We start from the raw sequence: 26,130 nt of genomic DNA on the forward strand, positions 1-26,130 counted from the left end.
GGGGTGGGCTTCGGGATGAAGTACTCCGACTGGGCTTCGGGGGCACGTCGGCTTGCCGGCCGTTTTCGAGTCGACACGAATATTGGTCACGCCGGGAATCACAATCGGTTCAGCACAGTCAATTTCCCGAGTCTCGGCGATCGCCGCACCCTCGGTGGCAGCAGAAACGTAATAGCAGCTACCAGGGTTCAGAACCTCCGCGAGACACAATGCGCCGGCCGCAGACGGATACTTGGTCGAAAACCAGAACTTCGCATACTCCGGACCGCAGCTCTCTTTGCCAGTGGACATCGAGACCACGACGTAGCGGAACTCAGAACCCGAGCACGACGCACGCTTTGCAATCAGCGATCCCTGCCTGATCTCCATCTGGACGCATTCACCGATAGAGACGTCACTACTGGTTGTCAGCACTGTGCTGGGTGGGATCGAATCCCCCCGCCGATGGACACCAAGCCCTGCCACTGCGAACACTAGACCCGCGACGCCCAGCGAAACCCACAACCACGTGCGCTTCTTCTTCCGGGGCGGCGGGAACGGCGGTCCCGGTGCGTACGCCTCCCGGCACCGGTGGGCCGTACGAAGGTGGAAGCGGGTACGGCTGTGAGTACGCCACGAAGCCCTGGTGCGGAGGGTACTGCCCGGGTGGGGGTTGTGGTCCAAATCGCGGGTCCCCCGACTGATAAGGCGAATTGGTCACGCCGCGAGAACTATCCCGAACCGCGCGAGCACGACCGGCCGTATCCACCTGCGGAGCTGTGTCCGGCAGCACGCGGGAGAATCAACTTCCCTGACGAACCTCGACTCGACGTTCGCCAGTCGGCCGCAGGGGGGTATCGACGGTACTACTCAGGTATCTCGTCCTGACCTCACACGCTCGACCACGTCAGCGTAGAAGGTGGTGGTCAGAAGGACCATAGCCGTCACGAATCCGCCTTCGCTTCCGGACCGCTTCGACCCCATGGACGACTCCATGGTCACCGTGAACTCGCGTATGTCGCGGCCGTCGGAAGGCATGACAGTAGTGGCGTCGGAACGAATGTCCTTGAGCAAAGCGGCAGTCGACTCGACCCGACTTCCCGAATGGTGTGCGGTTATCCGCAGATCGTCCGGCGCGTCGACAAGTTGCCGAATCAACCAGTTGACCTTGGTCTGAAACGCCCCGGGTTTGTCGGAGGCTCTCGAATCTGTGAAGGATGGAGAGCATGGCAGCACCACGGAAGTACAGCGTTGAGCTGAAGGAGCGGGCGACGCGGATGGCGGTGGAGGCCCGCAAGGACCCAGCCACGCGACCAGGGGCGCTCAAACGGATCGCCGATCAACTCGGTGTGCACCCGGAGGCGCTTCGCACCTGGGTCAAGCAGGCCGAGATCGATGGCGGGGACCGCCCGGGGACCACGACCAGCGAGGCTGAGCGGATCGCGCAGCTGGAACGGGAGAACCGGGAGTTGCGGCGGGCGAACACCATCTTGAAGCAGGCATCAGCTTTCTTTGCGGCGGAGATCGACCGCCCACAGCGTTGATCGTGGAGTTCGTCGCCGCTTTCCGCGACGAACACGGAGTCGATCCGATCTGCGCGGCCCTGCGCGACACGGCCGCCCAGATCGCTCCGTCCACAGTCCGAGCCCATCTGAGCTCTCGACGAGTCGAGGCGCCACGGGTGGTCCGTGACCGCGAGATCCTCGGTGAGATCCGCACCGTGCATGCCGACAATCTCGGCGTCTACGGTGCCCGCAAAGTCCACGCCGAACTACGCAGAAAGGGTATCGGCGTGGCCCGGTGCACCGTCGAGCGGTTGATGAAAGCTGATGGGCTGCAGGGGATAACGAGATCCAAGACGCGGAAGACCACGCACAGCGAGGGGGCCGAAACTCCGCAGCCGGCCGATCGTGTCGAACGGCAGTTCACCGCGGCGGCGCCCAACGCGCTGTGGGTGGCGGACCTGACCTACATCCGCACACACTCGGGGTGGGTGTATGCCGCGTTCATCCTCGACGTCTTCTCAAGGATGGTCGTGGGCTGGCAGGTCTCGACCACCATGCACACCGACCTCGCGCTCGACGCCTTGGATATGGGGTTGTGGGCGCGGTCGCGTGCCGGCCAGGGCGTGGCCGGGCTGATTCACCACTCCGACCGCGGAGTGCAGTATCGAGCCATCCGCTACACCGAACGTCTCGCCGAAGCAGACGCAGTGACTTCTGTTGGCTCCAAGGGTGATTCGTACGACAATGCGATGGCCGAGGCGTTCAACTCGTTGTTCAAGGCCGAGTGTATCCGTAACCCAGTCATGCGCCCTCGCGGTGGCTGGGGCGGTGTCGGCGAGGTCGAGATCGCCGTCGCCGAGTACATCGACTGGTTCAACCACCGCCGCCTGCACGGCGAGATCGGGCACGTCCCACCCGTCGAGTACGAGACCACCTACTGGTCGACCCACACAGTCACCAGCTACCGTGAGAACCCGGTCCCGGCAGTCGCTGGAACCAAGTAAACGAGCCCCCAGCAAACCCGGGGCGATTCAGTCTGCGTTCGTCCTACACGGGGTGCTGCCGTCTTCAACGAACAACCAATGCGTCCGCGACCGAGATCCGCGTGTATCGCTACCGGCCCGGCCGCCCCGGATACCCGCAACAACGCGAAGAGCTCACCCGAATCAGCCAGTTGCCGGGCGCGACTCACAGTGTCCACGCGACTCGCTGGTGGTTGCGCAGTAACCCGCTGCCCGGTGAGTGCACTCAACCGAAGCGCAACATGGCGAGCCAGGCGATCAAACCGGTCGCACACATCCGACGTCGAGTCATCCGACGCGCCGACGGTCTTGTTCTTCACTGCTTCCCGGATCTTGACCCACTGTTTACCCATGTCGTCGAAGGTCCGCATGCCGGACTGGCTGTCGGCGGCGTACCACAAGAGTTCCTCGAGCAGACGAGCTCGCACCCTCTCGTCGATGCCGACATGCTCGTGCACGATCATCGCCTCGGCGAGGATTTCCTCCCACGAAAGATGTTTCAAGACAATGTTCTTCGAGTGCCTTGCGTCGACGACGAAGGGGTGTAGGTCGGGAGACGCCATCAAGTCGCCGCTGATCGTGATCACCGCGTCCATCGACTTGGTCTTGGCCAGTTTCACGTAGGTTCCGACCTGGTCACCGGTCAACTCCGAACGACCGGTCTTCACTTCGACCAACGCCCGCCATACCTTGCTGCCGCGGCTGACCCTGATCAAGCCGTCCGGCCGGACTTCCTCACCCGCCAAGGTGAACCGAACCTCGGTGAAGGTTTCGATACGTCCTCGCGGTGCTCCGGTCTGGCTGAGAACCGCACGTCCGAACTCTGGGACCGTCTCCATCGTCGCCAACAAGATCGAGGTCGTACGCACCTCCTGTTCGGCGGTCGACTTGATGCCCACAGACGGGAACAACCGCGCTCGCTTCCATTCCGATTCACCGGATCGAGGCAGATATGCCAAGCTCCTCGACTGCCAGTCCTTTGGTAGCGGCGCAGGCCGACGTTTGCGTGCGATCGTCACCTTGGCACCGGGTTCACTGGGCGCGGGTCCGGTGTCTCTCTCGATGTCATCGGCACTCGCCACCACTGTGTCGGCTGCCAGAGCAGCCTCGGCCGAACTTGCGTCGGCGAGTGAATCGGCGACAGAGGGGTCGGCGTCTGCCTCCTCGGTCTGGCCGGCCGCATCCGGGAGGTCATCAACTGACGCCGTGTTGTCGACTTCGATTCCGTGGTCGGACACGAGTGCCTCGAGTCCTCCGGCGTACCCCTGTCCGACCGCTCGAATCTTCCAGGCGTCATCCCGCCGGTAGATCTCGCCGAAGATCAGTGCGCGTTCCGAGGACAGTCCCTCCATCGCGTGAACGACAAACGGAGCATCGGGCTGGTCTGCGTGTGCGACATACATGTTCACAAGCGCCGCGTCGCCGAAGCTCGCGTCGGTCCGGGGATCGGTGCTGGCCGTGACAAGAATGCGCGCGACCGAATCGGGAATGCGTGCGAGATCGACCTCCACCGCATCCCGCTGCCGAAAGGACTCGTCATCCGCGCCCTTCGCGTCGACGTCAGCCGAGACAAGCCTCACCGCACCACCCACTCCCGTGGGCTGGTTGTAGAAGATCAGATCATCGTTCGATCGCACCTGCCCGTCGTTACCGAGGATGAGTATCCCGGCATCGAGGCCGATCTCCCGGCCCGCCGCGGCCTCTGTCTGGATGACGACCACCAGCCGCGGTGAGATTTCACCGGCGACCTCGTCGACGGACACGTTCCCACCCTTGGACAGCTCTCGAAGCTCCACCTCGACAACGTATTGGCAAGACCGCTGTCGGCGTGTGGTGAATCGAGAAGTGGGGCCGGATACGGGGCTCATTCGACCGATTGGAGGATCTGTGTCCTGCGGGGGCCGCCAGTACAACGACCACGGCCCGGACCTGCACCCCGCGACTCAGACGGCCTTCTTGCGCTTCCGTTGTCCCGCCCGGGCGGAGACAGCTGCGCCGAGCAGGATCATCCGCATCGTGCGCTCGGCGGCGTCGGCGAGGAGCTGCTCGCCGTTGGCGACCGCCTCCGACAATGGCATGGGTACCGCGATGATCGAGGCGATCGCGCCGATCCCGACGTCGTGGACCGACGGTGCACCGTGCCCGAGCGAACCCGCGAGCGCGACCACGGGCACACCCCGCAGCTGGGCGCGGCGAGCAACCTCGGCGGGCACCTTCCCGTGCGGGGTCTGGAAGTCGATGGAACCCTCGGCCGTGATCACGAGGTCCGCCTTGCCGATCCGATGGTCGAGGTCGATTCCCGACAGTCCGGAATCGAGCAGCGCGTCGAACCGGGAACGCAGGATTCCGCCGACCGCGGCGAGACCCGCCCCCAGACCGCCCGACGCGCCGGAGCCCGCTCCGTGGCGATAGTCGATGTCGGCCAGCCCATCTCGCTGCAAGACGCCTGCCCAGATGTCGAGCGCGGCAGCCAGCGAGTCGACCTGCGCGGGTGTCGCTCCCTTCTGGGGGCCGAAGACGCGCGCGACGCCGCTCGGTCCGGTGAGGACGTTGTGCGGATTGCCAGCGACCACCACCTCCGTCTCACGCAGCCGCGGATGCAGACCGGTGAGGTCCAGCGACGCGGCACGTGCCAGTTCGTCACCACCGCGCCCGATCTCGCGTCCGTCGCGGTCCAGGACGCGGGCGCCGAGTGCTTGCAGCGCGCCGGCCCCGCCATCGCAGGTGCCCGAGTCGCCGCAGCCGACGAGAATCGCCGACACACCGGCATCGAGGGCCGCGGCGATCAGTTGTCCGACACCGAAAGTAGTGGTGGCACCGGGGTCGCGCTGCCCCGCCGGAACGAGCGCCAGCCCTGCGGCAGCGGCCATCTCGACGACGCCGATACGGTTGCGGCCGACGCCCACTTCGGCCCAGTGCGACTGCACGGGCTCGCCGGTGGGGCCGCACACGGTCAGCTCGTGGAGTCGGCCGTTGCCCGCGGCGGCCAGGATGCGCGCCGTTCCTTCACCTCCGTCGGCGATGGGCGCGATGTCGACGCGCACCCCGGGAAGCGTGCGGCGCACCCCCGCGGCGATGGCGGCCGCCACCGACACGGCGTCGAGACTCTCCTTGAAACCGCTCGGGGCGACCAGGATTCGTTGCGGAACTCGGACGGACATCGGCACTCCTGTTGATCGATCGGACGAGGGTTGGTGACGGGATGGAAATCGGACCGGCATGACCTGCGCGGCACAGCTGTAAGGAACGAGTCGGTCGGCACGAGACGGTCAGGACGGGAGAAGGGGAAGCCCGAGATGGGGCCAGACCCAGCAGGCGAAGACGATGAGCAACACCAGCGAGACCGGTGCGAGCAACGCCGACATCGTGAGGAGATGTCGCGGTTGATAACCCGGCACGTCGTCGCTCGCGGCGAACATGGCGACCGGTTTGGCCGAACTCGTGAGGGTGATGCAGAAACCGGCGGCGGCGGTGGACAAGAAGGCCGCGGCGACCGGATCCACCCCGACGGCCGGGGCGGTCACCACGATGATGGGGACCAGCACCGCTGATCGGGCAGAACGGGATTGGATCACCAGGTGCGCGAGCAGCGACACGATCGCCGACACGACGACGAACACCATCGCAGCGGCCGGGCCGGTCTCGGCGATGGAACCGAGAGTACGATCCGCCAGCCACTGTGCGGCGCCGCTGGAGTCGAGGGCCATGCCGAGGGCGAGGGTGGCGGCCATGAACAGCAGCAGCGTCCACGGGATGGTCTTGAGTGCCGCGCTCAGCGTCGTAGCTCCGACCGCCGGCGCGGACGCGGCCAGAGCGCCGAATACCGCGACGATCGCCGGGTCGACGGCGTGCAGCGGTTCGGAACACCAGAGCACCACCACGATTCCGAGAATGACGGACACACGACACTGCGCGGAGGTGAGCGGTCCGGAGGTCGCCGTCCCGATCTCCTCGAACGCGGCCGGTGGCACGCACAGCCCACGTGCCCGTTCGTCGTGATCGGTCATCAGCCACAGCGACGCCTCGGCCGCCAGGTGCGACCACACGATGGCCAGGGGCACACCGAGGACCGCCCAGTGCACGAAGCCGATACCCTCACCCGTTGCCGCCGAGACGATCTCGGCGGTGATCAGGTGAGCTCCGGCTCCCAGGAGCGACCCGACCGCCGAGAAGAGGATCACCAGCGGGAAGACCAGCGCGAGGCACAGCACCAGGCGCGGCCGGTCGCGCAGGACCGCGGCGAGCGCCAGGAAGATCGGGAGCGCGAGTGCCGCGCGCCCGGAGGTCGCCGGGATCGCGAATGTGGTCAGCAACAGCGCGGCGGTGATCAGATGGACCAGCTGACGAGGCGTGCGGGCCCGGCGGACCACCCGCGCCGACACACGAGCGGACAATCCCGACGCCGTGACCGCAGCCGCGATCACGAAAGCGCCGATCAGAAGCCAGATCACACCCGAGCCCAGCGTTCCCGCGAAGGTGTCGGCGTCGATGATCCCGAAGATCACCAGCGCTATGCCGCCGCCCAGGGCGACGTAGGTGTCATCGAGTGGCGAGAAGATCCACGCCCACACCGCGACCAGGAACACGAGCAGCGTGACGACGGCGTCGAATGACAACCCACCCGACCAGCCGGCGTGTCCGACGAACGCGCCGGCGAGCACGATCACGACGAGACCTGCTGCCGCCCAGGGCGACAGCGCTCCGCCGCGGATGTCGGCGAAGCTGCGTCGAGACGGCGGCGGCACCATCGGCCGGACGGGTGGGCGCGTCGCGTACATCGTCACCGGCCCCGGGTGGTCCGGGAGTCGTTCGGTCGCGGGCGGAACGTTCATGGCGACAACTATGGGTCGCCGGCGTGACACCTCAATGAGACGCGGATGAAAGTTCTTTCACGTGACCAGGTCCCGGACAACGAGAAACGCACCGCCGGATCGGCGGTGCGTCTACTCGTCGACGGTCCTCATCGCCGACGTCGGTCAGCTGCCCTGCAGCAGAAGGTTGTCCTTCAGAAGCATGTCGGGGTCGCCCACACAGAACGCGCGAACCAACAGGTAACTGTTGGGGTTGCTCTTGACCAGTTCCTTGCCGTGCCGGTCCGCGAACGCGGTGATCGTGGCGATCTGCTCGGAATCGGTGAGCGACAGATAGGTGCCGCAGGTCATCTCGTCCGGGTCGGTCGCCGCACCCGCCTGCGGCGGGACCGCCGCCGGTGGCCGGGTGGCCCGGCCGGTCGTGGCGGGTGACGTCGTGGTCGTCGCGGTCGAGGTCACCGCGGATTCAGTTGTCGTCAGGGCGATCGGCGAGACCTCGGGGACAGCGGTCCCCGAGGTCTCGGTTGCACACGCGGCCGAGATCAGCACGGCCGCCATCGCTCCGATCAGACCCAGGCCGGCGTTCCGGCGGGAGTCGATCATGGCTGTTGACTACTTCGGTGGCATCCGGATGCCGCCGTCGACGCGGATGACCTCGGCGTTCATGTAGCTGTTGGTGACCAGCTCGACGACCATCGAGGCGAGCTCGTCCGGCACGCCCAGGCGGTGCGGGAACAGCACCGACTCACCGAGCTTGGCCTTGAACGCCTCGGCCGATTCGCCTTCGCCGTAGATCGGGGTGTCGATCAGTCCGGGGGCGATGGTGTTGACGCGGATGCCGACCGCCGACAGGTCGCGCGCGACCGGGAGGGTCATGCCGACGACGCCGCCCTTGGACGACGAGTACGACGCCTGGCCGATCTGGCCGTCGAATGCCGCGACGCTGGCCATGTTGACGATCGCGCCACGCTCACCGTGGGCGTCGAGCGGCTCGTTGCGGCTCATCGCGGTGGCGGCGAGGCGGATGGCGTCGAAGGTGCCGATCAGGTTGATCGCGATGACCTTCTTGTAGGCGTCCAGGTTGTGTGCCGAACCGAACTCGCCGTCGCGGCCGATGGTGCGTTGCGCCCAGCCGATTCCGGCCGAGTTCACCAGCGCACGCAGCGGGCCGAGTTCGGTTGCCGCATTGACCGCGGCCTCGATCTGCTCGGTCGAGGTGACGTCGACGCTGACGAACTGCCCGCCGATCTCCTTGGCGAGTTCCTCGCCCTTGTCCGCGTTGAGGTCGGCGACGACGACCTTCGCACCCTTGGCCGCCAGCTGGCGAGCCGCTGCTGCGCCGATGCCGGAGGCGCCACCCGTGACGATTGCACTAGCTCCATTGATATCCACGACTCGGAGCCTATCGATCGTTCTATCGCTCGGTAAAGTCCCTCCGCGAAACGCCCCGTCGGGTCAGACGCACTTCACGATCGGTTCGGGCGCATAACGGACGGTACGGGTGGACCGGTCGATCTCCCGTCCCGTGCGCGCATCCTTGATGATGCGGGTGTCCGACGTGGTGAAACCCTTGCTCCCGCTGCTGGGGATGCAGTCGTCTCCGCGCGGAACGCGGACGCGCTGCGGGTCGGTCGTCGCGTACCGTTCCCCGGTCACCGACTCCACGTCGAACGCTTTGGTGCCCCACAACCTCACGGTCACCGACGACGACGACCAGCTGGTCTCGATCAGGACGCCGTGCCGCGTGTTGTTGCGGAACTTCAGGTCGATGGCCCCTTCGAAGACCGTCGCCTCCCGCGCCTCGGGGTACCGCGAGATGTAGTACGCGTGCTCGGTGTGATCGACGTCCTCGAGTCCGGCGAAGTACGCCGCGTTGTACAGGGTCGTCGCGAACTGGGAGATGCCGCCGCCGACGGCGGTCGACGCCCGGCCCTGGTCGATGATCGTCGACTCGACATATCCCTGCTCGGACCCGCGCGGTCCGGTGTGTCCGTTGAGCGAGAACACTTTTCCGGGCATGACCAGCGCCCCGTCGACCTCGGCGGCGACGAGCCGGATGTTCTCCCCGGAGGCACTCGAGAAGCCACCCGTCGTGTACTCGCTGATCAGTTCCGTGACACCGAGCTTGCGGGCGGCATCGGTCGTGAGCTTCGGTTCCACCTCGTCGTAGACGACCTCGACCGTGCGGTTGTCACCGTCGGCGGCCGCGCTCGTCGCAACGGCCTCGAGCGTCTTCGGCCAGTTGACCGATGCGCCGGCGACCCCGGGCACCACCGTCGGACGGCCGGACGCGAGGCTGAACCTCGCACTGACCGGGGCACGCTGGGACGCGTCGAGGTCGGGGGCGAGGATCTGGCGGGCGACCTTCTCATCGGCTCGGGGCGTGAGTCCGCCGCGCCCGTCGGGACCGAAGGTCACCATCGACGCCAGGTCTCCCGCGGGTACCTCGACCGTCCGTTTCCGCCGGTCGACGAGACGCACGGGAGCCGACGTCACGCGTTCGGCAGGTCCGGCGACGGTGGCCGCCACGACCTCGGCGCTGACGGTCGGCGAGAAGGGCTCCATGGGCAGGTCGACGGGTCTGCCGTCCAGCCAGTGGTCGACGAGGGCGGCGGCCGCCGCGTCCCGGGCGATGCGTTCACCCGCGGCGGGTTGATCTCCGATGGGCCGGGTGCCGTCGTAGTGCACGCCACCTTCGACCGCCGCCTTCTCGAGTGATGTGCGCTGGGCGTCGAGAGCGGCGTTCATCGCGGTCCGATCCAGCCTGACGACCGGTTCGACGTGGGCGTCCCGGCCGAACAGGGCGCCCAGTCGCACGAGAGGGTTGCGCGGTTGCTCGAGCAGACGTGTGCGTGTCGCGTCGAGGTCGAAGGAGAGTCCGAGATCGGCCGGCGCGACTTCGGCCGAACCCTCCGGCGTCCGCACGATGACCGGCTGGGTCGAGCGCGCCGCCAGCTCGTCGAGGACGGGAGTGAGTCCGGCGGTGTCCCGACCACCTGCGTCGATTCCGCCGACGACGGCGTTGCGCGCGGAATCGGAGCGGGTGGCGACGAATTCGGCGGCGAGGACGAGGGTGACCACGGCGACGACGGCGAGCACGGCGCGAAGCGCGGATCGTGCTCGGCGAGAGCCTGGGGTCACATCTCCATCCATCGTGGCTGACAGCCGGGTGGGGCTGACGAGTGGGCAGATCAGGGGGTGGCCGCAGAACTACGGTCGGAAAGTAGGCGCTCCGGCCGAGCTGTCGGGTCGGGGGTCTGACAGCGCAGCCGGAGCTATAGACATATTTACGCTACTTTTCGGCCGGAGGCATCCCCGGAGGGACGATTCTGCCGAATATGTGACGAAGTACCCCGTTTCGTCCCACGAAGGTGAGACGGATCGGTTGATCAGTCGCCAACCCGTCCCACCTGTCGGGATCCGGTCCCTCGCCGCGTCGGATGCGACCCCGTCCGGGTCAGCCCTCGATGATCGCGGTGACGCCCTGCCCGCCGGCGGCACAGATCGAGATCAGTGCGCGACCGCCGCCGTTCTCCTTGATCTGCTTGGCCGCCTGCGCGACGATCCGGCCGCCGGTGGCGGCGAACGGGTGACCCGCGGCCAAAGACGAACCGTGGACGTTGAGCTTGCTGCGGTCGATCGAACCCAGCGCGGAGTCGAGGCCGAGACGCTCCTTGCAGTACTCCTCGGACTCCCACGCCTGCAGGGTGGCGAGGACCACCGACGCGAAGGCCTCGTGGATCTCGTAGAAGTCGAAGTCCTGCAGGGTGAGTCCGTTGCGGGCGAGCAGTCGCGGAACCGCATAGGTCGGCGCCATCAGCAATCCGTCGGGACCGTTGACGTAGTCGACTGCGGCCGTCTCGCTGTCGACGAAGTAGGCGAGCACCGGCAGTCCGCGGTCGGCGGCCCACTCGTCGCTGGCAAGCAGCACGGTCGACGCGCCGTCGGTGAGCGGGGTCGAATTGCCCGCCGTCATGGTCGCGTCGCCGAGGGAGACACCGAAGACCGGCTTGAGCTTGGCGAGCTTCTCCGCGGTGGAGTCACCGCGCAGGTTCTGGTCGCGGGTCAGGCCGAGGAACGGGGTGATCAGGTCGTCGAAGAAGCCCGCGTCGTACGCCGCTGCCATGTTCTGGTGGCTGCGCGCGGCGAGCTCGTCCTGGTCGGCGCGCTTGATGCCGAACTCCTTGGCGGTGACGGCGGCGTGCTCACCCATCGACATGCCGGTGCGGGGCTCGCCGTTGCGCGGGATCTCGATGCCGAGCTTGGTCAGCAACTTCGCGGCGCCGAGGATCTGGTCCTTGGTGCTGCGTGCCCGGTTGACCTCGAGCAGCTGACGACGCAGCCCCTCACCCACGGCGATCGGGGCGTCGGAGGTGGTGTCGACGCCGCCGCCGATCGCGGCGTCGTAACGGCCACGGGCGATGCCGTCGGCGACCGTCGTGATGGCCTGCAGACCCGTTCCGCACGCCTGCTGGATGTCGAAGGCGGGGGTGTACGGCGAGAGGGCCGAACCGAGCACGGACTCGCGGATGAGATTGAAGTCACGAGCGTGCTTCAGCACGGCACCGCCGGCGACCATGCCGAGTTGCTCACCCTGCAGGCTGAACCGGCTCACCAGGCCGTCGAGGGCCGCGGTGAACATCTCCTGATTGCCGACCTTCGCGTACGCCTTGTCCTGGCGCGCGAACGGGATGCGGTTGCCGCCGAGGATCGCGACCGGGCGGTCGGTCCGGGTCTTGGGCTTGCTGGCGGGGTTGGACTGTTCGGCCACGTCGATCTCCCAGGGTCGTGTGCGGTATCTATAGCGTATTCTTACTCATCAGTAAGTTCGTTGTCGAACGACCGTCAGAGGAGATCACCGTGGCCGCCAACGGAAACACTGGCCTGTACTCGAGCTTCGTCCATTCCGCGCCCGGCGCATTCATCGCCAAGCAGGCCGGATTGCCCGTCCCGCCGCCGTTGCGGCGCTACAAGCCCACCGAGCCGCCGCTGCCCGGTCCGGTGCTGCTCGGCGGGTCCGGCCGACTCGTCGAACCACTTCGCGAGATGCTCTCCACCGAGGACTACGACCTCATCCAGAACGCCACGACCGGCCGCAGCGCCGACAAGTTCGGCGGCCTGGTCTTCGACGCGACCGGCATCACCTCCCCCGCCGAGCTGCGTCAGCTCTTCGAGTTCTTCCAGCCCGCGATGCGTTCGACCGCACCGTGCGCCCGGTTCCTCGTCATCGGCACCACCCCGGAACTGGTGACCGACCCGTCCGAGCGTGTCGCACAGCGCGCGCTCGAGGGCTTCACGCGCTCGCTGGGCAAGGAACTCCTGAAGGGCTCCACCGTCCAGCTCGTCTACGTCTCCCCCGACGCCAAGACCGGTCTGACCGGCCTCGAGTCGACCGTACGCTTCGTCCTGTCGGCGAAGTCGGCTTTCGTCGACGCCCAGGTCATCCGGGTCGGCGGCGCCGATGCGACAGCCCCGAAGAACTGGGACAAGCCGCTCGAGGGCAAGGTCGCCGTCGTGACCGGTGCCGCGCGCGGCATCGGCGCGACGATCGCCGAGGTGCTCTCGCGCGACGGCGCGCACGTGATCGCCGCCGACGTCCCGCAGGCGGGTGACGCACTGTCGGAGACCGCGAACAAGGTCGGCGGCACGGCCTTCCCGCTCGACGTCACCGCCGCCGACGCCGGCGCCAAGCTCGCCGAGCACGCCCTCGAGCGGCACGGCGGCATCGACATCATCGTCAACAACGCCGGCATCACCCGCGACAAGCTGCTCGCCAACATGGACGACGCCCGCTGGGACGCGGTCATCGCGGTCAACCTCATCGCACCGCAGACCCTGGTGGAGACGCTGCTCGAGAAGGGTGCGCTCCGCGAGGGCGGCGCCGTCGTCGACGTGTCGTCGATCGCCGGCATCGCGGGCAACCGCGGCCAGACCAACTACGGCGCCTCCAAGGCGGGTGTCATCGGACTCGTCGACGCCTACGCGCCGATCCTGGCCGAGAAGGGCATCACCATCAACGCGGTGGCCCCCGGCTTCATCGAGACCAAGATGACCGCGGCCATCCCGCTCGCGACCCGCGAGGCCGGACGCCTGATGAGCTCGCTGCAGCAGGGCGGCCAGACCGTCGACGTCGCCGAGACCGTGGCCTACTTCGCCAACCCGGCGAGCAATGCCATCACCGGCAACGTGGTCCGCGTCTGCGGCCAGGGATTCCTGGGGGCCTGATGCCGAAGACGATCACACTCCCGGCGGCACCCGGCACCGGTGAGCTGTACGGCAAGGCGGTCACCGCGCTGCTGCCCGGCATCGGCAAGCCGCCGCGTGTCCCCGCCGACGCGACCGCACCCGAGACGCGCTACCGGCTCGAGGGCATACGGGTGGACTCGGCTGCGCTGCAGGCGTATTGCCACGCGACGGGGCAACGTTTCGGCGACACCCTGCCGCTGACGTACCCGTTCGTGTTGCAGTTCCCGGTCGTCATGAAGCTCATGACATCTGACGAGTTCCCGTTCGGCGCCGTCGGTTCGGTGCACATGACGAACACGATCGAACGCAAGCGACCCATCGAGGCCGGCGAACCGCTCGACATCGTCACGCACGCCCAGAACCTCCGGGAGCACCGCAAGGGCATTCTGATTGATGTCGTGAGCGAGATCAGCGTCGGGTCCGAACTGGTCACCACGCAGACGGCGACCTTCCTGAAGCAGCAGCGCACCAGCCTTTCCGACGAACCGCGTGGTCCCGAACCGAAGTCGAAGACCCCGCCGCCGCCGGACGCGATCCTCGCCGTCGACCTCAAGCGGATCCGCGAGTACGCGGCCGCCTCGGGCGACCGCAACCCGATCCACATGGGCAACCTGCCGGCCAAGGCATTCGGCTTCCCCAAGGCGATCGCCCACGGGATGTGGAGTGCGGCAGCGGCCATCGCGAACGTGGAGGCGCAGCTTCCCGACGCGGTGACCTACGACGTCAAGTTCGGCAAGCCGATCCTGCTGCCGGCCAAGGTGAACCTGTACACCCGCCGCATCGACGGCAAGGGCAGCTTCGACATCGCGATCCGCGACCGTCGCAAGGGATTCCCGCACCTCACCGCGACGACGCGGGAGAGCTGAGCGACTTTCGCGTTTTCCTCCCGCGGTCCCGTTTCCGTCCCGCTGATCGGATCTGATCAGCGGCTGGGAGGCGGGGCCGCGGGAGTTTCTGCGGCACAGAGGTTGTCAGCTCTCAAAAGGCCCAGAGGCTGCGCTCCCGCGCTCGTCCGGGGCCAAGTCGCTCAGGAGTCGGTACCGACACCCTTCAGGCCGCGCCAGGTGATGCCGACGAGGAGGTTGGTGGCCTTCTCGAGGTCGACGTCGCCCTCGGTGATGCGGTCGGCGACCGCCTCGGCGGCACCGACGATCGAGACGGCGGTGAGTTCGAAGTCGAGATCGCTGGCGCCCTCGACCGTGGTGCCGGCCTTGATCAGCTCGGTGACCATCTCGGTGACGCGCTGGCGGCTCTCGGAGACGATGCCGGCGAAACCGGCCGTGCCGATGGCCACGCGGTACAGAACTCGCCAGGACTGACGGTGCTCGTGCACGAAGCGGAGAAACTCGCGGATCACCGTGACCGCCTGCTCGCGCTGCGAGAGCGAGGGATCGAAGCCGACGCTCATCGCGTCGATGAACAGGCCCGACTCGCGGGCGATGCAGGCACTGAAGAGCTCGTCCTTGGAGCCGTAGTACAGATACAGCATCGGCTTGGAGATCTGCGCCTCGGCGGCTATCGCATCCATCGACGTCTCACGGAAGCCGTTCTGCGCGAACACCTTGACGGCCGCATCGAGCATCTGCTGCTCGCGCACCGCGCGCGGCAGTCGCTTGGTTCCGCCCGACATGACCGCCACCTCCGTTCACCACATCCGTTCGACCGACGATATCAACAACTTACCAATCGGTAAGGTGAAACCCCATTCGCATGGGCCGGGCCTGCGCAGTTCAACATTTCACCACACCCTTGGACCGCAGGATGCGCACCACCTTGTCGTCGAGGCGGGCGGGTGCGAGACGACCGGTCGACACCGCGCGCTCGAGATTGTCGAGCACCGAGTCGACGCGGTCGGTGGACAGCCACAGCGCGACGTCGCCGCCCGCGAGGATGAACTTCTCCACCGCCTGCTCGATGGGGTACTGCGCGCTGATCGCCGCCATGCCCGACAGGTCGTCGGAGTAGATCACGCCGTCGAAGCGCGGACCGTCGTAGCCGACACCGGTGCGCAGCATCTGGATCGCGGGCCGGCTGATGCTCGCGGGCAATCCCTTCGTCAGGCCCGGGACGATCAGGTGTCCGACCATCGCTCCCGCGGTCCCGGGGTCACGCAACAGCGTCCGGAACGGCACGAGGTCGCTGTCCTGCAATTCGGCGAGCGACGGCACGGTCACGACACCCAGGTGCGAGTCGCCCGAGCCGTGTCCGTGCCCCGGAAAGTGCTTGTACACCGGCGTGATTCCCGCATCGGCCAGCCCGGCGGCGTAGGCCCCCGCATATCGGGTGACGACCGCGGGGTCGTTGCTGAAGGAGCGGTCGCCGATCACCTCGTCGTCCGATTCGTCGCTGACGTCGGCGACGGGAGCGAAGTCGACGGTGACCCCGAGGCTCTTCAGCTCGCGTCCCACGCCGGCCGCGATCGCCCGCACCTGCGCGGGCGTCTTGGTCTGCGCCAGCTCGCGCGGCGAGGCGTGGTCGATACCGAGGGCCGACAGCCGCGACACCCGGCCGCCTTCCTGATCGACCGTGACCATCAACGGAATCGAGGAATTCTGCGAGATCCGTGCTGCCGCACCGCTCGTCAGGATCGCCTTGTCGGTCCAGCTCCCGACGAAGATCCCGCCGATCTCCTCGTTCTCGACGATTTGTTGCGCATCGGCCGCCCCGGTCACACCGACGACGATCAGCTGCGCAAGCTTCTGGCGGACCGACAACCTCGCGAGTTCGGTTGCACCGCAAGCATTCACGACCGGGGTGGCGGATGTCGACGCCGATGAAGACGTCGCCCCTGCATCGGCCGACGCCGAGTACGAGGGCGTCGGCGGTGGCGAGTCCGGCGTCGACGACGTGCACGCCGCGAGCGCCGCACACACCACGGCGACCGTTCCCGTCGTCACCGCATTGCGAATCCACGCGTGACGAACCCCCTCAGGACGAATCCGCCGGGGTCTGCGAGTTGGGCCCATGGCTCGAGTCTGGCATGTAGTCTGAGCCAATGGACGCGGGGTCCGTTTCGTCCGGGTCCGCCGCCGCCGGAAGCGGCAGCGGCGGTGACAACGGCGCGCAGACACTGATGATCGCCTACGACGGATCACCGAACGCCGATCGCGCCATTCGCTACGCCGGACAATTCCTACGCGCGCAATCCGCGGTGGTCGTCACCGCCTGGCAGCCCGGCGGCATGACCCCGGCGCGGATGTCCACCCTCGCGGGCGGGATGCAACCGTTCATCGACACCCAGCTCGACGCCGGCGTCGACCAAGCCCTCGAAGACGAGGCCGCCGCAATCAATGAGCGTGGCGTGACTCTCGCCGCCGAGTGCGGGCTGTCCGCGCGTGGAACGCTCGTCGAAGTGGAGTCGACGGTGTGGGGCGCGCTCGTCGCCGCGGCCGAGGCGCTCGACGTGGACCTCCTGGTCACCGGCACCCGCGGGGCGTCGGGACTCAAAGCATTGTTGCGCTCCAGCGTCGCCGAGCGGGTTCTCAAACATTGCCATCGGCCGGTGTTCATCGTTCCCGCCAAGTGCGAGAAGGAGCCACAGGTCACGCCGTAGATGTCCTGATCTGTGGGATGCGTGGCCTGGACGCCACGGTGTGGGTCGGAAACGATGTCCTCATGACTCGATCGGTGCTGATTCTCGGCTATCCCGGGGTGCAGGCCCTGGACGTGACCGGTCCGGCCGATGTGTTCACCACCGCATCCCTCGCGCTCGCCGACCGGGGCTCACCCATCTCCTATGACCTGCGTCTGGTCTCGCACTCGGGACAACCCGTCGGCACCGGCGTCGGCCTGGAGTTCGTCGCGCACCCGCTGCCCGATCCGGCCGATCCGATCGACATCCTGATCCTTCCCGGTGGCACCGGCGTCCACGACGCTTCTCGGGATCCCGATCTCGTCGACTGGATCCGGCAGGCGGCCGGACGGGCGAGACGGGTCGTCAGCGTGTGCAACGGTGCGTTCCTCGCAGCCGAGGCGGGCCTGCTCGACGGCAAACGCGCGGCGACCCACTGGGCGGTGACCGGGCTGCTCGCCGAGCGGTACCCCTCGATCGAGGTCGACGCCGAAGCCCTGTTCGTCCGCGGCTGCGAACGGGTGTGGAGTTCCGCGGGAGTCACCGCCGGCATCGACCTCTCGCTCGCCCTCGTCGAAGAGGACCACGGCACCGACCTCGCGCAGCTCGTCGCACGGTGGCTCGTCCTCTACATGCGGCGACCCGGCGGTCAGAGCCAGTTCGCGCCACCGGTGTGGATGCCGCGGGCCCGGCGCACGGTGATCCGCGAGATCCAGGAGCGCATCGAGGGCGAACCGAGCCGGCCACACCGCGTCGACGACCTCGCCCGCGACGCGTCGATGAGTCCTCGTCATTTCTCCCGCATCTTCACCGACGAGACCGGCGAAGCGCCCGGCGCCTACGTCGAACGAATTCGGACCGACGCCGCCCGACGCGCACTCACCGAGAGCGACGACACGATGCCGGTGATCGCCACCCGGTGCGGATTCGGGTCCGCCGAGACGATGCGCCGAACTTTCGTCCGGCGACTCGGCGTACCGCCGGAGACCTACCGCCGCACCTTCCGCTGATCCCGCTCCCCCTCGCCACTTCTCCGCCCATCCCACCTACCGAAAGGCCCCCCATGACCCAGATCGCGATCGTCCTCTACCCGCAGTTCACCGCGCTGGACTTCATCGGCCCCTACGAGGTGCTGCGCACCCTGCCCGACGCCGAGGTGAGGTTCGTCTGGCACGAGCCGGGGCCGGTCGTCGCCGATTCGGGCGTGCTCGTCGTCGGCGCCACGCATTCGTTCGACGAGACGCCGGCGCCGGACGTCGTCCTCGTGCCGGGCGGGCCGGGATTCCTGTCGGCGTCGCAGGACGAGAAGGTCCTCGACTGGCTGCGGGCCGTGCGACCCGGCGCCCAGTGGACGACGTCGGTGTGCACCGGCTCGATTGTGCTGGCCGCCGCGGGTCTGCTCGACGGCAAGCCGGCCACCACGCACTGGTCCTCGATGGCGGGACTGACCCTGCACGGGGCGAAGGCCGTGTCCGACGAGCGCGTCGTCCGCGCGCTGCCCGACGACGACCTCGTCACCGCCGCCGGCGTGTCCGCCGGGATCGACCTCGCGCTGTGGCTGGCCGAGCAGATCGCCGGGCGCGCACGAGCCGAGGCGATCCAGCTGATCATCGAATACGACCCTCAACCGCATCTGGACTCCGGACATCGTTCCAAGGCGTCGGCCGGCACGATCGCCACATCGACGATGCTGCTCACCCGCGATGTCGACAAACCCGAGCTGCTCAAGGCGAGCGCGCGTCTGCTGTGGGATCGCGCCCTCACCACAGTGCGCTCCCGGCGCTGACCGCGGCGGAGTGGATACGCAGGTCTCCGCGGGTGTCACCCGGAATCGGACTTCGGCGATGGTAGTTTCATCGCCATGACCAACAACCGCCTTGTCGCCGGAGCCGTCGCCGGAGTCGCCGGCATCCTGGTGGGACTCGGCGCGGTGTTCCTCGGCGGTTTCCTGGCCTCCGAGAACAGCCCGTCCACCGACCTGAACAACATCAGCCCGAACAACGGATTCATCCAGGGCTCGGTGGACTACGGTTCGCGCGGCGGAGCCGGCGACACCAACTGACACATCCACGACGCCGCCGGTCCCGGCGTCTCCTGATCGACGGCAGCAGCAACTGAGTACTCCGCCTCCACCACCGGATCGGTCCGTTCTGACTCGGTCTGGGCTCGATCGGTCCGGCATCGATCGGTCCGGCCTCGATCGGTCTCGGCTGAGTCGGCGCGGCGTCGCCGTCGTCGCCGCCATCTCGCTGCTGATCTGCCTGCTGCAGTCACCGGGTCGCATCGCCGCGGACACCAAACTCGACCTCACCGCGAATCCGCTGGGTTTCCTGGCGCGCGCCGCGCATCTGTGGACGCCGAACGCCCCGATGGGGCAGGTACAGAACCAGGCCTACGGGTACTTCTTCCCGCACGGCGCGTTCTTCGCGGTGGGCGACCTCCTCGCCGTCCCGCCGTGGATCGTGCAGCGCCTGTGGTGGGCCGTGCTGCTCACCGTCGGCTTCGTGGGCATCGTCCGCCTCGCCGAGGTCCTACGACTGGGGTCGCCGGCCTCGCGGGTCATCGCCGCCACCGTCTTCGTGCTGAGCCCTCGGGTCCTCACCACGCTCGGCTCGATCTCGTCGGAGACCCTGCCGATGATGCTCGCGCCGTGGGTGCTCGTCCCGGTGGTGCGGGCGCTGGACACGCGCGGTGCCGACGACGGTCCGCCGCTCTGGCGTGAGGCCGCACGTGCGGCGGCCGCGGTCGCACTGATGGGTGCGGTCAACGCCGTCGCCACGCTGGCGGCTCTCGGCGTCGCCGCCCTGTGGTGGCTGCTGCACAGCCCGCGCGACCGCCGCTGGTGGCGATTCGGCGCCTGGACCGCGGCCGGCCTGACCCTGGCCTGCGCGTGGTGGGTCGTCCCGTTGCTGATCCTCTCGCGCGTGAGTCCGCCCTTCCTGGACTACATCGAGTCGTCCCGGGTCACCACGCAGTGGACCTCGCTGACCGAGGTGTTGCGCGGGGCCGGTTCGTGGACGCCCTTCGTGTCCCCGGAGCGCGTCGCCGGGGCGGTGCTCGTGACCCAACCCGCCGCGGTCCTGGCGACCGGGACCATCGCAGCCGCGGGGCTCGCCGGATTGTGCATGCGGCACATGCCGTTCCGCGGCCGGCTCGTCGCGATCCTGGGCGTCGGTCTCGTCGTGATGTGCATCGGCTACGCGGGCGGGCTGGGGTCGCCGATCGCCGAGCAGGTACGCGTCTTCCTCGACGGTTCCGGCGCGCCCCTGCGCAACATCCACAAGTTCGAGCCGCTTCTCCGTATCCCGCTGGCCCTCGGTGTCGCCCACCTGCTCGCGCGGGTCCCGCTGCCAGGGAGCGCGAGTCGCCGCGAGACGCTCTCCGCCTTCGCCCAGCCCCAGCGGTCGCGTCCGGTCGCCGCAGCGATCGTCCTGCTCGTCGCCGTGATCGGCGCCGGATCGCTGATGTGGACGGGCCAGCTCGCACCGAACGGGACCTACCAGGCGATCCCGCGCCACTGGCAGGACACCGCGAACTGGCTGGCCGAGCACGGCGAACGCAGCGACGGCGCCCCACCCGCCCGTGCACTGGTCGTCCCCGGCGCCCCGTTCGCCGATCAGCTGTGGGGACTCACCCGCGACGAACCGCTGCAGCCGCTGTCCGACACCCCGTGGGCGGTCCGCGACGCGATACCCCTCACGCCGCCGGGCGCGATCCGAGCGCTCGACTCCGTGCAACGCGAGATCGCCGCCGGCCGCGGATCACCGGGCCTGGCCGCCACCCTCGCCGGGCAGGGTATCGGATTCGTCGTCCTGCGAGCCGATCTCGACCCCGAGACCTCACGGTCGGCCCGTCCGCTGCTCGTGCAACAGGCACTCGACGACTCGCCCGGACTACGCCGCGTCGCGACGTTCGGTCCGCAGATCGGCCCGCCGAGCGTTCGAGGGGTGGTGCGCGACAACGGCTTGCGGCCCACGATGCCCGCGGTGCAGATCTTCGCCGTCGGTGCTGCCGGCGTGCCGGACGCCGGCACCGGACCCCGCCTCGTCGACACCGCGGGACTGCCGCGGGTGGCCGGTGGTCCCGAAGCCGTCGCCGAACTGACGGAAGTTCGTGCACGCCAGGGGCTTCCGCCGCTCGGACCGGTCGTGCTCGATGCCGATGCACGCCGCGCCGGCGTCGTCGACGGTCCGTTGATCGTGACCGACACACCCAGCGACCGGGAGACCGACTTCGGCCGCGTCGACGACCACAGCTCGGCGATCAGATCCCCCTCGGATCCGCGTCGAACGCAGAACGCCGTCGCCGATTACCCCGTCGACGGCCAGCCACTGGTGCACGGAGAGTGGTTGCTGGACAACGACAGCGGCGAGGTCGACGTGTCCACGTCGGGATCGGCGGCGGACGCGGTTCAGCCCGGGCAGACCTCACCGGCCAACTCGGCGGCCGCGGCCTTCGACGGCAATCCGCAGAGCGCCTGGGTCAGTGGCGGTCTGGAGAGTGCGGTCGGACGATGGATGCGCATCGGTTTCACAACCCCGCGGACCGACCTCGCACTCACCCTGACGACCGCGAAGGCACTCGGACCCGATGTCACCAGTGCGTTGGTCACCACCGAGGCGGGTAGCACGGTGGTCTCGGGGCTCGAACCGGGCGAACCGATGACGGTGACCGCGCCCAGCGGGGCCACCCGCTGGGTGCAGATCCGTGCACTGCGCACCGACGACGGCACGACCGGCAACCAATTCGCGCTCGGCGAGGTGACGGTGTCCGATCTGCGGACCGCGACGCCGTTGCGAATCCGCCATCGCGTGGTCCTGCCCGAACTCGAGGCCGGCACCGAGGTGGCCCAGTGGCTGCTGTACCAGGAGTTGTCCGGCCGGGCGTCCTGCGTCGCCGACCCGGAGCGGCAGATGACCAGATGTGCACCGGGACTCGGCCTCTCCCCGGAGACGTCCGCGGTGTTCGGACGCGCACTCTCGGTCCCGTCGGATGTCACCGTATCCCCCACCGCGATCCTGCGGCCCCGGCCCGGCGATGCTCTCGATCGGCTCGCCGAGGATGATCGGGTCACGGCGCGCGGGGCCCGTCCGGTGACCGATCCGCGCGGCGGGCCCGCGGCCGCCGTCGACGGCGATCCGGGAACGTCGTGGACCGCACCGGAGATCCCCGACGAGCGGGCGTCCCAGGAACGCGGGGCAGCAGCGGATGGCGCGGAGACCGACCCGGCAGCGGACGAGAACAGTCCCACCCTGGTGCTGGATCTCCCGCGCGCGCAGCGGGTGGATTCGCTGACCATCGACGCCCCGCGGGGCTATCCCGCCGCGCCCACCGAGGTCGCCGTCGACCTCGGTACCGGGGAGCAGATCCGCGAGGTCGACGAGAGCGGCATCGTGCGGCTCGACCCCGCGGTGACCGACCGCGTGGAGATCACCATCCGCGCCCAATCCGACCTCATCGACTTCAACAGCCTCGGATTCGCCAGTCCCGCACCACCGGGGATCGCCGAGGTCCGGGTGTCACCGTCGCCACCGGCCGGCGCGGACGAAGGGCGGGTCGTCGAAATCGGTTGCGACGCCGGGATCGGCCTCACCGCCGCGGGTCAGGTCGTCCGAATGTCCGTGCGCGCCACCGCGGCCGACCTCCGCAACGGGCAACCGGTGATCGGGCGGCCGTGCGGCGACGGCCGGCTCGCCCTGCCCGCCGGTCAGCAGGAGGTGTCGGTCAATCCCGGCGACGCCTTCACCGTCGACGCCCTCTCTCTGGTGAACGGAGACGCGGTGTCGGCACCGGCGTCGGTTGCCCCCGTGGTCACCGAATGGTCGGCGGTACGGCGTGCGGTGACCGTCGAGAGCGGCCCGGAGCGACTGCTGGTCGTGCCCGAGAGCACCAACCCCGGGTGGCAGGCGCGGCTCGGCGGGACGCCACTGCGGCCAGTCGTCGTCGACGGCTGGCAACAGGGCTGGGTGGTGCCGGCCGGGACGGCCGGCACCATCGAACTCACCTACCGATTCGACTCGCTGTACCGCTGGGCCCTGGTGATCGGCCTCGCGCTCATGGTGCTGCTCCTCGTCGCCGCGTGGTGGCCGTCGACGCGTCGCCCACCGGCCGGAGTGCCGATCGTGGCCCCGGCCGGGCGGGGGACGGTGCTCGTCGCCGGGGGCGCAGTGCTCGCCGCGGCGTGGCTGGTGTCGGGCTGGTGGGGACTCGCGGCCGCGGTCGTGGTCGGCGCCGTCGCCGCTGCGGTACCGCCGAAGGCCGGCGTCACCACGGCATTCGTCGCGATGATGACCGCGACGATCGGGCTGGCGGCCGGGCCGTGGCACGCCTCCGGGGGCTACCACGGGTCGCAGTGGTGGGTTCAGCTGCCGGCGCTGGTGGCGGTGTCGATGACCGCGTGGCTGGTGTTCTGGTCGGCCGTCGACGGCCGGTCGTCGGGTGCGGTGCCGATCGAGGCCGGCGCAGACGAGGCCGGGACAGTCGAGGCGTCGGACGAGACGTGGCGCGCGCGGTTGCGACGACGATTTTCGCGGTTGCGCAACCAGTTCCGCGTCGGCTCCTCGATGAAGGCGTAACTGGCCGCGGCGACACCGATCGACAGACCGAGGGTGATCACCAGCACCAGGAGGGTGTCGCCGCTGAACGGCACGATGCCGAACAGCGGGAAGACCACCGCCAGGATCGCGACGTGCCAGATGAAGATCCCGTACGACCACCTCCCGAGCGCCAGCATCACCCGCGAGGTGAGGATGCGGAACGGTCCGTCGTTGCAGACGAGCGGTGCGAGCAGTGCGTAACCGCAGAGGCCGCCGAGAACCATCTTGGTGGCGAACTCGATCTCGGTGACAGCGCCGAGACCCGTCGGACCGGCGAGCCGGGTGCACGCCAGCGCATAGGCGACGACGAGCACGCCCAGCATCAGCGGACGGTTCGCGCTGAGGCGGATCGCACCACCCAGCCAGCGTCCCGGACGGGTCTGCCCGGACGCCGACGCCCCGGCACCCGAACCGGAGTCGAGGACCCCGGCGACCTCGGCCAGGACCAGACCCGCGACGAACCACGCCAGGTGACCGAACACCCAGTTCTTGGTCTCCACTCCGGCGGCCACGGGCAGGGAGGTGCCGACCCAGGCCCAGCCCAGGCTCACCGCGGCCAGGAGCAACAACACCGGGATGCGCGCACGCAGGCGACTCCCGCGCAGCCGCAGGAGCGCGAAGCCGATGAGCGGGAGCAGGGCGTAGAAGGCGATCTCGACCGACAGGCTCCACATCTGGGTCAGACCCGCGGTGAGTGTGAGCGGCACGAACACCTGGGTGAGCGTCAGATTCGCCAGCCAGACCTGGGCGTCGGCGCCCTGCGCCTCGGGAAGCAGCAGGATGACCAGGGTGACCACGACCAGGTAGGCGGGCCAGATCCGCACGATCCGGTGGCGGAAATACCTCGGCACCGACGGATGACGGGTTCCGCGATGCGCGGCGTCGACCCACGGTCGCCACAGCAGGAAACCGGAGAGCGCGAAGAACAGGGCGACCGCGAGGTCGAGGCGTCCGAGTACCGGTCCGAGCACGGGGATCTCGACCGCCCGCGTCTGGAACGCCACGTGGGTGACCAGGACCCCGATCGCGGCGATCGCCCGCATGCCCTCGAGCTGCGGATAGAACCGTCTGGCGGAGCCTGCGACGGTCTCGACGGCGGCGGGGGCGACGGAATCGGGGTCGGTGCTGGTCATGCTGCTGACAGGGTAACCGGGAGGCGTTGCGTACCCTCGCCTCCATGTCCTCGCCGTCCCAGTCGTCCCCAGACCCCGAGACGTCGTCGCCGGACTCCGAGACCCATCCGCAGCCTCATCGCTGGTCGACGGCAGACCTCGCCGGCCCGACCCTGATCTTCGTCGGCGGCTTCCTGCTCGCGGTGACCATCGCCCTCCCGACGTTGCTCGTCGGAGGTTTCCGGACGATCCCGCTCAGCACCGACTTCACCACCGTCGCCACCGCCGACGACGCGACGATCTTCGACCGGTGCTCGCTCGAAACCCGTTCGGCACGCACCGTCGGCGCCGACCTCGTCCGCCAGCAACGCGTCGTGGCGGTGCAACCGTCCGACGAACACCGGGTGACCCTACAGGCCGGCACGTCCATCCAGGCCGAGACGCTGCGCATCGACGACCGCGAGGTCGACCCCGGCGATCCGCGCCCCGGCGCCGACCCCGGCGACGCGTCGCAACCGTGCAACGACGCGACCGTCAACGCCGTCAAGGATCGGGTGACACTCGACCGGAAGAACGCGCTACCACGACTCGCCGCGCGCGGGGCGTCGGAGATCCAATACGACAGCGGACATGCGGCCGTCCTCGTCCCGGACCGCCGCGGCGTCACCTATCTGTTGCCCTTCGACACCGAAACGGCCGACCGGGAGTTCTTCGACGCCGTCACCCGTACCGCCGTCCCGCTGGTGTACGACGGCGACACCGAGGTCCGCGGCCGCGACGTCGCCCGGTTCCGCGCCGAGGTCCCCGACACCGACCTCGCTCGCGAGGCGCTGGGCCGGCCCGTGGGCACCAACGTCTCGATCACGCGGCCGGCGTCGTGGTTCGGCGTCGGCGACACGAGCCGACCGTTGACCGCGGACCTGCACCACCGGAGTTCATGGGATCTCGCCGTCGACCCGCGGACCGGCACGATCGTCGACGCCACGATCACCGTCGACGAGGTGTACCGCTTCCCCGACGGCACCCCCGGCGTCCCGGCCGACTTCGAATTGCCGCACCTACGAGCGACATTCACCTACGACGACAACACCCAGGCGCGGATGACCGACCTGGCCGCCGACCTCGCGTCCCCGATCCTGATCTGGGGCCGTCTGGTGCCGATCGGCACCGGAATCCTCGGCGTCGCGGCCCTGCTGGCTGGGCTGATACTGATCAATCCCGCCTGGCTGCCCGCCCGGCTTCGGCGTCGGCGTGACGCGAAAACCGTTGGCGGGCAGCCGGAGTGATC

The 26,130-nt window shown here is 68.6% G+C and carries 17 protein-coding genes, 3 pseudogenes and 1 other annotated feature; of the genes and pseudogenes, 9 read left to right on the forward strand and 11 right to left on the reverse strand.

What is annotated here, in order from left to right:
- Positions 1 to 1,205 precede the first annotated feature (1,205 nt).
- Positions 1,206 to 2,488: pseudogene (locus AC3B5T_RS04915) on the forward strand (IS3 family transposase).
- Positions 1,484 to 1,612, forward strand: a sequence feature (AL1L pseudoknot). It overlaps the preceding pseudogene by 129 nt.
- Here the strand turns inward: AC3B5T_RS04915 and AC3B5T_RS04920 are convergent.
- The 8 genes and pseudogenes from AC3B5T_RS04920 to AC3B5T_RS04955 all read right to left on the reverse strand — a co-directional run bounded on the left by AC3B5T_RS04920 (position 2,446) and on the right by AC3B5T_RS04955 (position 12,088).
- A complete protein-coding gene (locus tag AC3B5T_RS04920; protein WP_488358802.1) occupies positions 2,446 to 3,405 on the reverse strand; it encodes a hypothetical protein in 960 nt (319 codons plus the stop codon). The pseudogene AC3B5T_RS04915 and the gene AC3B5T_RS04920 overlap by 43 nt on opposite strands.
- A 387-nt stretch (positions 3,406 to 3,792) precedes the next feature.
- Positions 3,793 to 4,374, reverse strand: a pseudogene (locus AC3B5T_RS04925) (TerD family protein); the annotation flags it as partial.
- A gap of 75 nt (positions 4,375 to 4,449) precedes the next feature.
- Positions 4,450 to 5,667 (reverse strand): glycerate kinase family protein, encoded by a 1,218-nt coding sequence (locus tag AC3B5T_RS04930; RefSeq protein WP_055475658.1) that lies wholly within the window; start codon positions 5,665 to 5,667, stop codon positions 4,450 to 4,452.
- Between the two features lie 108 nt (positions 5,668 to 5,775).
- Positions 5,776 to 7,338 (reverse strand): SLC13 family permease, encoded by a 1,563-nt coding sequence (locus tag AC3B5T_RS04935; RefSeq protein WP_084817243.1) that lies wholly within the window; start codon positions 7,336 to 7,338, stop codon positions 5,776 to 5,778.
- Positions 7,339 to 7,482: 144 nt separating this feature from the next.
- Positions 7,483 to 7,920, reverse strand: a complete 438-nt coding sequence (locus AC3B5T_RS04940) for a hypothetical protein (protein WP_014928327.1) — start codon at positions 7,918 to 7,920, stop codon at positions 7,483 to 7,485.
- Positions 7,921 to 7,929: 9 nt separating this feature from the next.
- Positions 7,930 to 8,709, reverse strand: coding sequence for an SDR family NAD(P)-dependent oxidoreductase (locus tag AC3B5T_RS04945; protein ID WP_010843351.1), 780 nt, complete (start codon positions 8,707 to 8,709; stop codon positions 7,930 to 7,932).
- Between the two features lie 63 nt (positions 8,710 to 8,772).
- The gene (locus AC3B5T_RS04950; protein WP_231632684.1) at positions 8,773 to 10,470 is read right to left on the reverse strand and encodes a VanW family protein; all 1,698 of its coding nucleotides are present in this window, start codon (positions 10,468 to 10,470) and stop codon (positions 8,773 to 8,775) included.
- A 304-nt stretch (positions 10,471 to 10,774) separates the two neighbouring features.
- Positions 10,775 to 12,088: an acetyl-CoA C-acetyltransferase gene (locus AC3B5T_RS04955; RefSeq protein WP_014928330.1), complete on the reverse strand. Its 1,314-nt coding sequence runs from the start codon at positions 12,086 to 12,088 to the stop codon at positions 10,775 to 10,777.
- Positions 12,089 to 12,177: 89 nt separating this feature from the next.
- Between AC3B5T_RS04955 and AC3B5T_RS04960 the strand changes: the two genes are divergently transcribed.
- Together AC3B5T_RS04960 and AC3B5T_RS04965 are read left to right on the forward strand one after the other, a co-directional pair.
- Entirely contained in the window at positions 12,178 to 13,542 is a 1,365-nt protein-coding gene (locus tag AC3B5T_RS04960) for a 3-oxoacyl-ACP reductase (RefSeq protein ID WP_014928331.1), read from the forward strand.
- Positions 13,542 to 14,429, forward strand: a complete 888-nt coding sequence (locus AC3B5T_RS04965) for a MaoC/PaaZ C-terminal domain-containing protein (protein ID WP_055475656.1) — start codon at positions 13,542 to 13,544, stop codon at positions 14,427 to 14,429. The genes AC3B5T_RS04960 and AC3B5T_RS04965 overlap by 1 nt, the downstream gene beginning before the upstream one ends.
- A gap of 161 nt (positions 14,430 to 14,590) precedes the next feature.
- On the opposite strand, the gene AC3B5T_RS04970 is transcribed toward AC3B5T_RS04965, so the two are convergent.
- Both AC3B5T_RS04970 and AC3B5T_RS04975 read right to left on the reverse strand, forming a co-directional pair.
- A complete protein-coding gene (locus tag AC3B5T_RS04970; RefSeq protein ID WP_014928333.1) occupies positions 14,591 to 15,193 on the reverse strand; it encodes a TetR/AcrR family transcriptional regulator in 603 nt (200 codons plus the stop codon).
- Between the two features lie 100 nt (positions 15,194 to 15,293).
- Complete coding sequence (locus tag AC3B5T_RS04975; RefSeq protein ID WP_442902694.1) at positions 15,294 to 16,529, reverse strand: glycoside hydrolase family 3 N-terminal domain-containing protein; 1,236 nt, start codon at positions 16,527 to 16,529, stop codon at positions 15,294 to 15,296.
- A 29-nt stretch (positions 16,530 to 16,558) separates the two neighbouring features.
- Between AC3B5T_RS04975 and AC3B5T_RS04980 the strand changes: the two genes are divergently transcribed.
- From AC3B5T_RS04980 to AC3B5T_RS05000, 5 genes and pseudogenes are all read left to right on the forward strand, one after another.
- Complete coding sequence (locus AC3B5T_RS04980; RefSeq protein WP_010843344.1) at positions 16,559 to 17,116, forward strand: universal stress protein; 558 nt, start codon at positions 16,559 to 16,561, stop codon at positions 17,114 to 17,116.
- Between the two features lie 62 nt (positions 17,117 to 17,178).
- Positions 17,179 to 18,144 (forward strand): GlxA family transcriptional regulator, encoded by a 966-nt coding sequence (locus AC3B5T_RS04985; RefSeq protein ID WP_055475690.1) that lies wholly within the window; start codon positions 17,179 to 17,181, stop codon positions 18,142 to 18,144.
- 53 nt (positions 18,145 to 18,197) lie between these two features.
- Positions 18,198 to 18,920 carry a DJ-1/PfpI family protein gene (locus tag AC3B5T_RS04990; protein ID WP_055475654.1) on the forward strand — a complete coding sequence of 241 codons (723 nt, stop codon included), beginning with the start codon at positions 18,198 to 18,200 and terminating at the stop codon, positions 18,918 to 18,920.
- A 75-nt stretch (positions 18,921 to 18,995) separates the two neighbouring features.
- Complete coding sequence (locus AC3B5T_RS04995; RefSeq protein ID WP_010843342.1) at positions 18,996 to 19,196, forward strand: DUF2613 domain-containing protein; 201 nt, start codon at positions 18,996 to 18,998, stop codon at positions 19,194 to 19,196.
- A 220-nt stretch (positions 19,197 to 19,416) separates the two neighbouring features.
- A pseudogene (locus tag AC3B5T_RS05000) lies at positions 19,417 to 22,599 on the forward strand (alpha-(1->3)-arabinofuranosyltransferase domain-containing protein); the annotation flags it as partial.
- Positions 22,600 to 23,495: 896 nt separating this feature from the next.
- On the opposite strand, the gene AC3B5T_RS05005 reads toward AC3B5T_RS05000, so the two are convergent.
- On the reverse strand, positions 23,496 to 24,863 hold the full coding sequence (locus tag AC3B5T_RS05005; protein WP_084817242.1) for an acyltransferase family protein: 1,368 nt from the start codon (positions 24,861 to 24,863) through the stop codon (positions 23,496 to 23,498).
- A gap of 44 nt (positions 24,864 to 24,907) precedes the next feature.
- Here AC3B5T_RS05005 and pgfA point away from each other — a divergent pair, with 44 nt between their 5' ends.
- Entirely contained in the window at positions 24,908 to 26,128 is a 1,221-nt protein-coding gene (gene pgfA / locus AC3B5T_RS05010) for a cell envelope lipid trafficking protein PgfA (RefSeq protein ID WP_488358336.1), read from the forward strand.
- Positions 26,129 to 26,130: the final 2 nt, after the last annotated feature.

The organism is Gordonia sp. G4, from assembly GCF_057770005.1.

Coding starts and splice junctions, on each gene's coding strand:
- AC3B5T_RS04990 (WP_055475654.1), top strand. CDS start 18,198: ATGACCCAGATCGCGATCGTCCTCTACCCGCAGTTCACCGCGCTGGAC.
- AC3B5T_RS04995 (WP_010843342.1), top strand. CDS start 18,996: ATGACCAACAACCGCCTTGTCGCCGGAGCCGTCGCCGGAGTCGCCGGC.
- AC3B5T_RS04930 (WP_055475658.1), bottom strand. CDS start 5,667: ATGTCCGTCCGAGTTCCGCAACGAATCCTGGTCGCCCCGAGCGGTTTC.
- AC3B5T_RS04970 (WP_014928333.1), bottom strand. CDS start 15,193: ATGTCGGGCGGAACCAAGCGACTGCCGCGCGCGGTGCGCGAGCAGCAG.
- AC3B5T_RS04935 (WP_084817243.1), bottom strand. CDS start 7,338: ATGAACGTTCCGCCCGCGACCGAACGACTCCCGGACCACCCGGGGCCG.
- AC3B5T_RS04950 (WP_231632684.1), bottom strand. CDS start 10,470: ATGGATGGAGATGTGACCCCAGGCTCTCGCCGAGCACGATCCGCGCTT.
- AC3B5T_RS04940 (WP_014928327.1), bottom strand. CDS start 7,920: ATGATCGACTCCCGCCGGAACGCCGGCCTGGGTCTGATCGGAGCGATG.
- AC3B5T_RS04975 (WP_442902694.1), bottom strand. CDS start 16,529: ATGGGCCCAACTCGCAGACCCCGGCGGATTCGTCCTGAGGGGGTTCGT.
- AC3B5T_RS04985 (WP_055475690.1), top strand. CDS start 17,179: ATGACTCGATCGGTGCTGATTCTCGGCTATCCCGGGGTGCAGGCCCTG.
- AC3B5T_RS04980 (WP_010843344.1), top strand. CDS start 16,559: ATGGACGCGGGGTCCGTTTCGTCCGGGTCCGCCGCCGCCGGAAGCGGC.
- AC3B5T_RS05005 (WP_084817242.1), bottom strand. CDS start 24,863: ATGACCAGCACCGACCCCGATTCCGTCGCCCCCGCCGCCGTCGAGACC.
- AC3B5T_RS04965 (WP_055475656.1), top strand. CDS start 13,542: ATGCCGAAGACGATCACACTCCCGGCGGCACCCGGCACCGGTGAGCTG.
- pgfA (WP_488358336.1), top strand. CDS start 24,908: ATGTCCTCGCCGTCCCAGTCGTCCCCAGACCCCGAGACGTCGTCGCCG.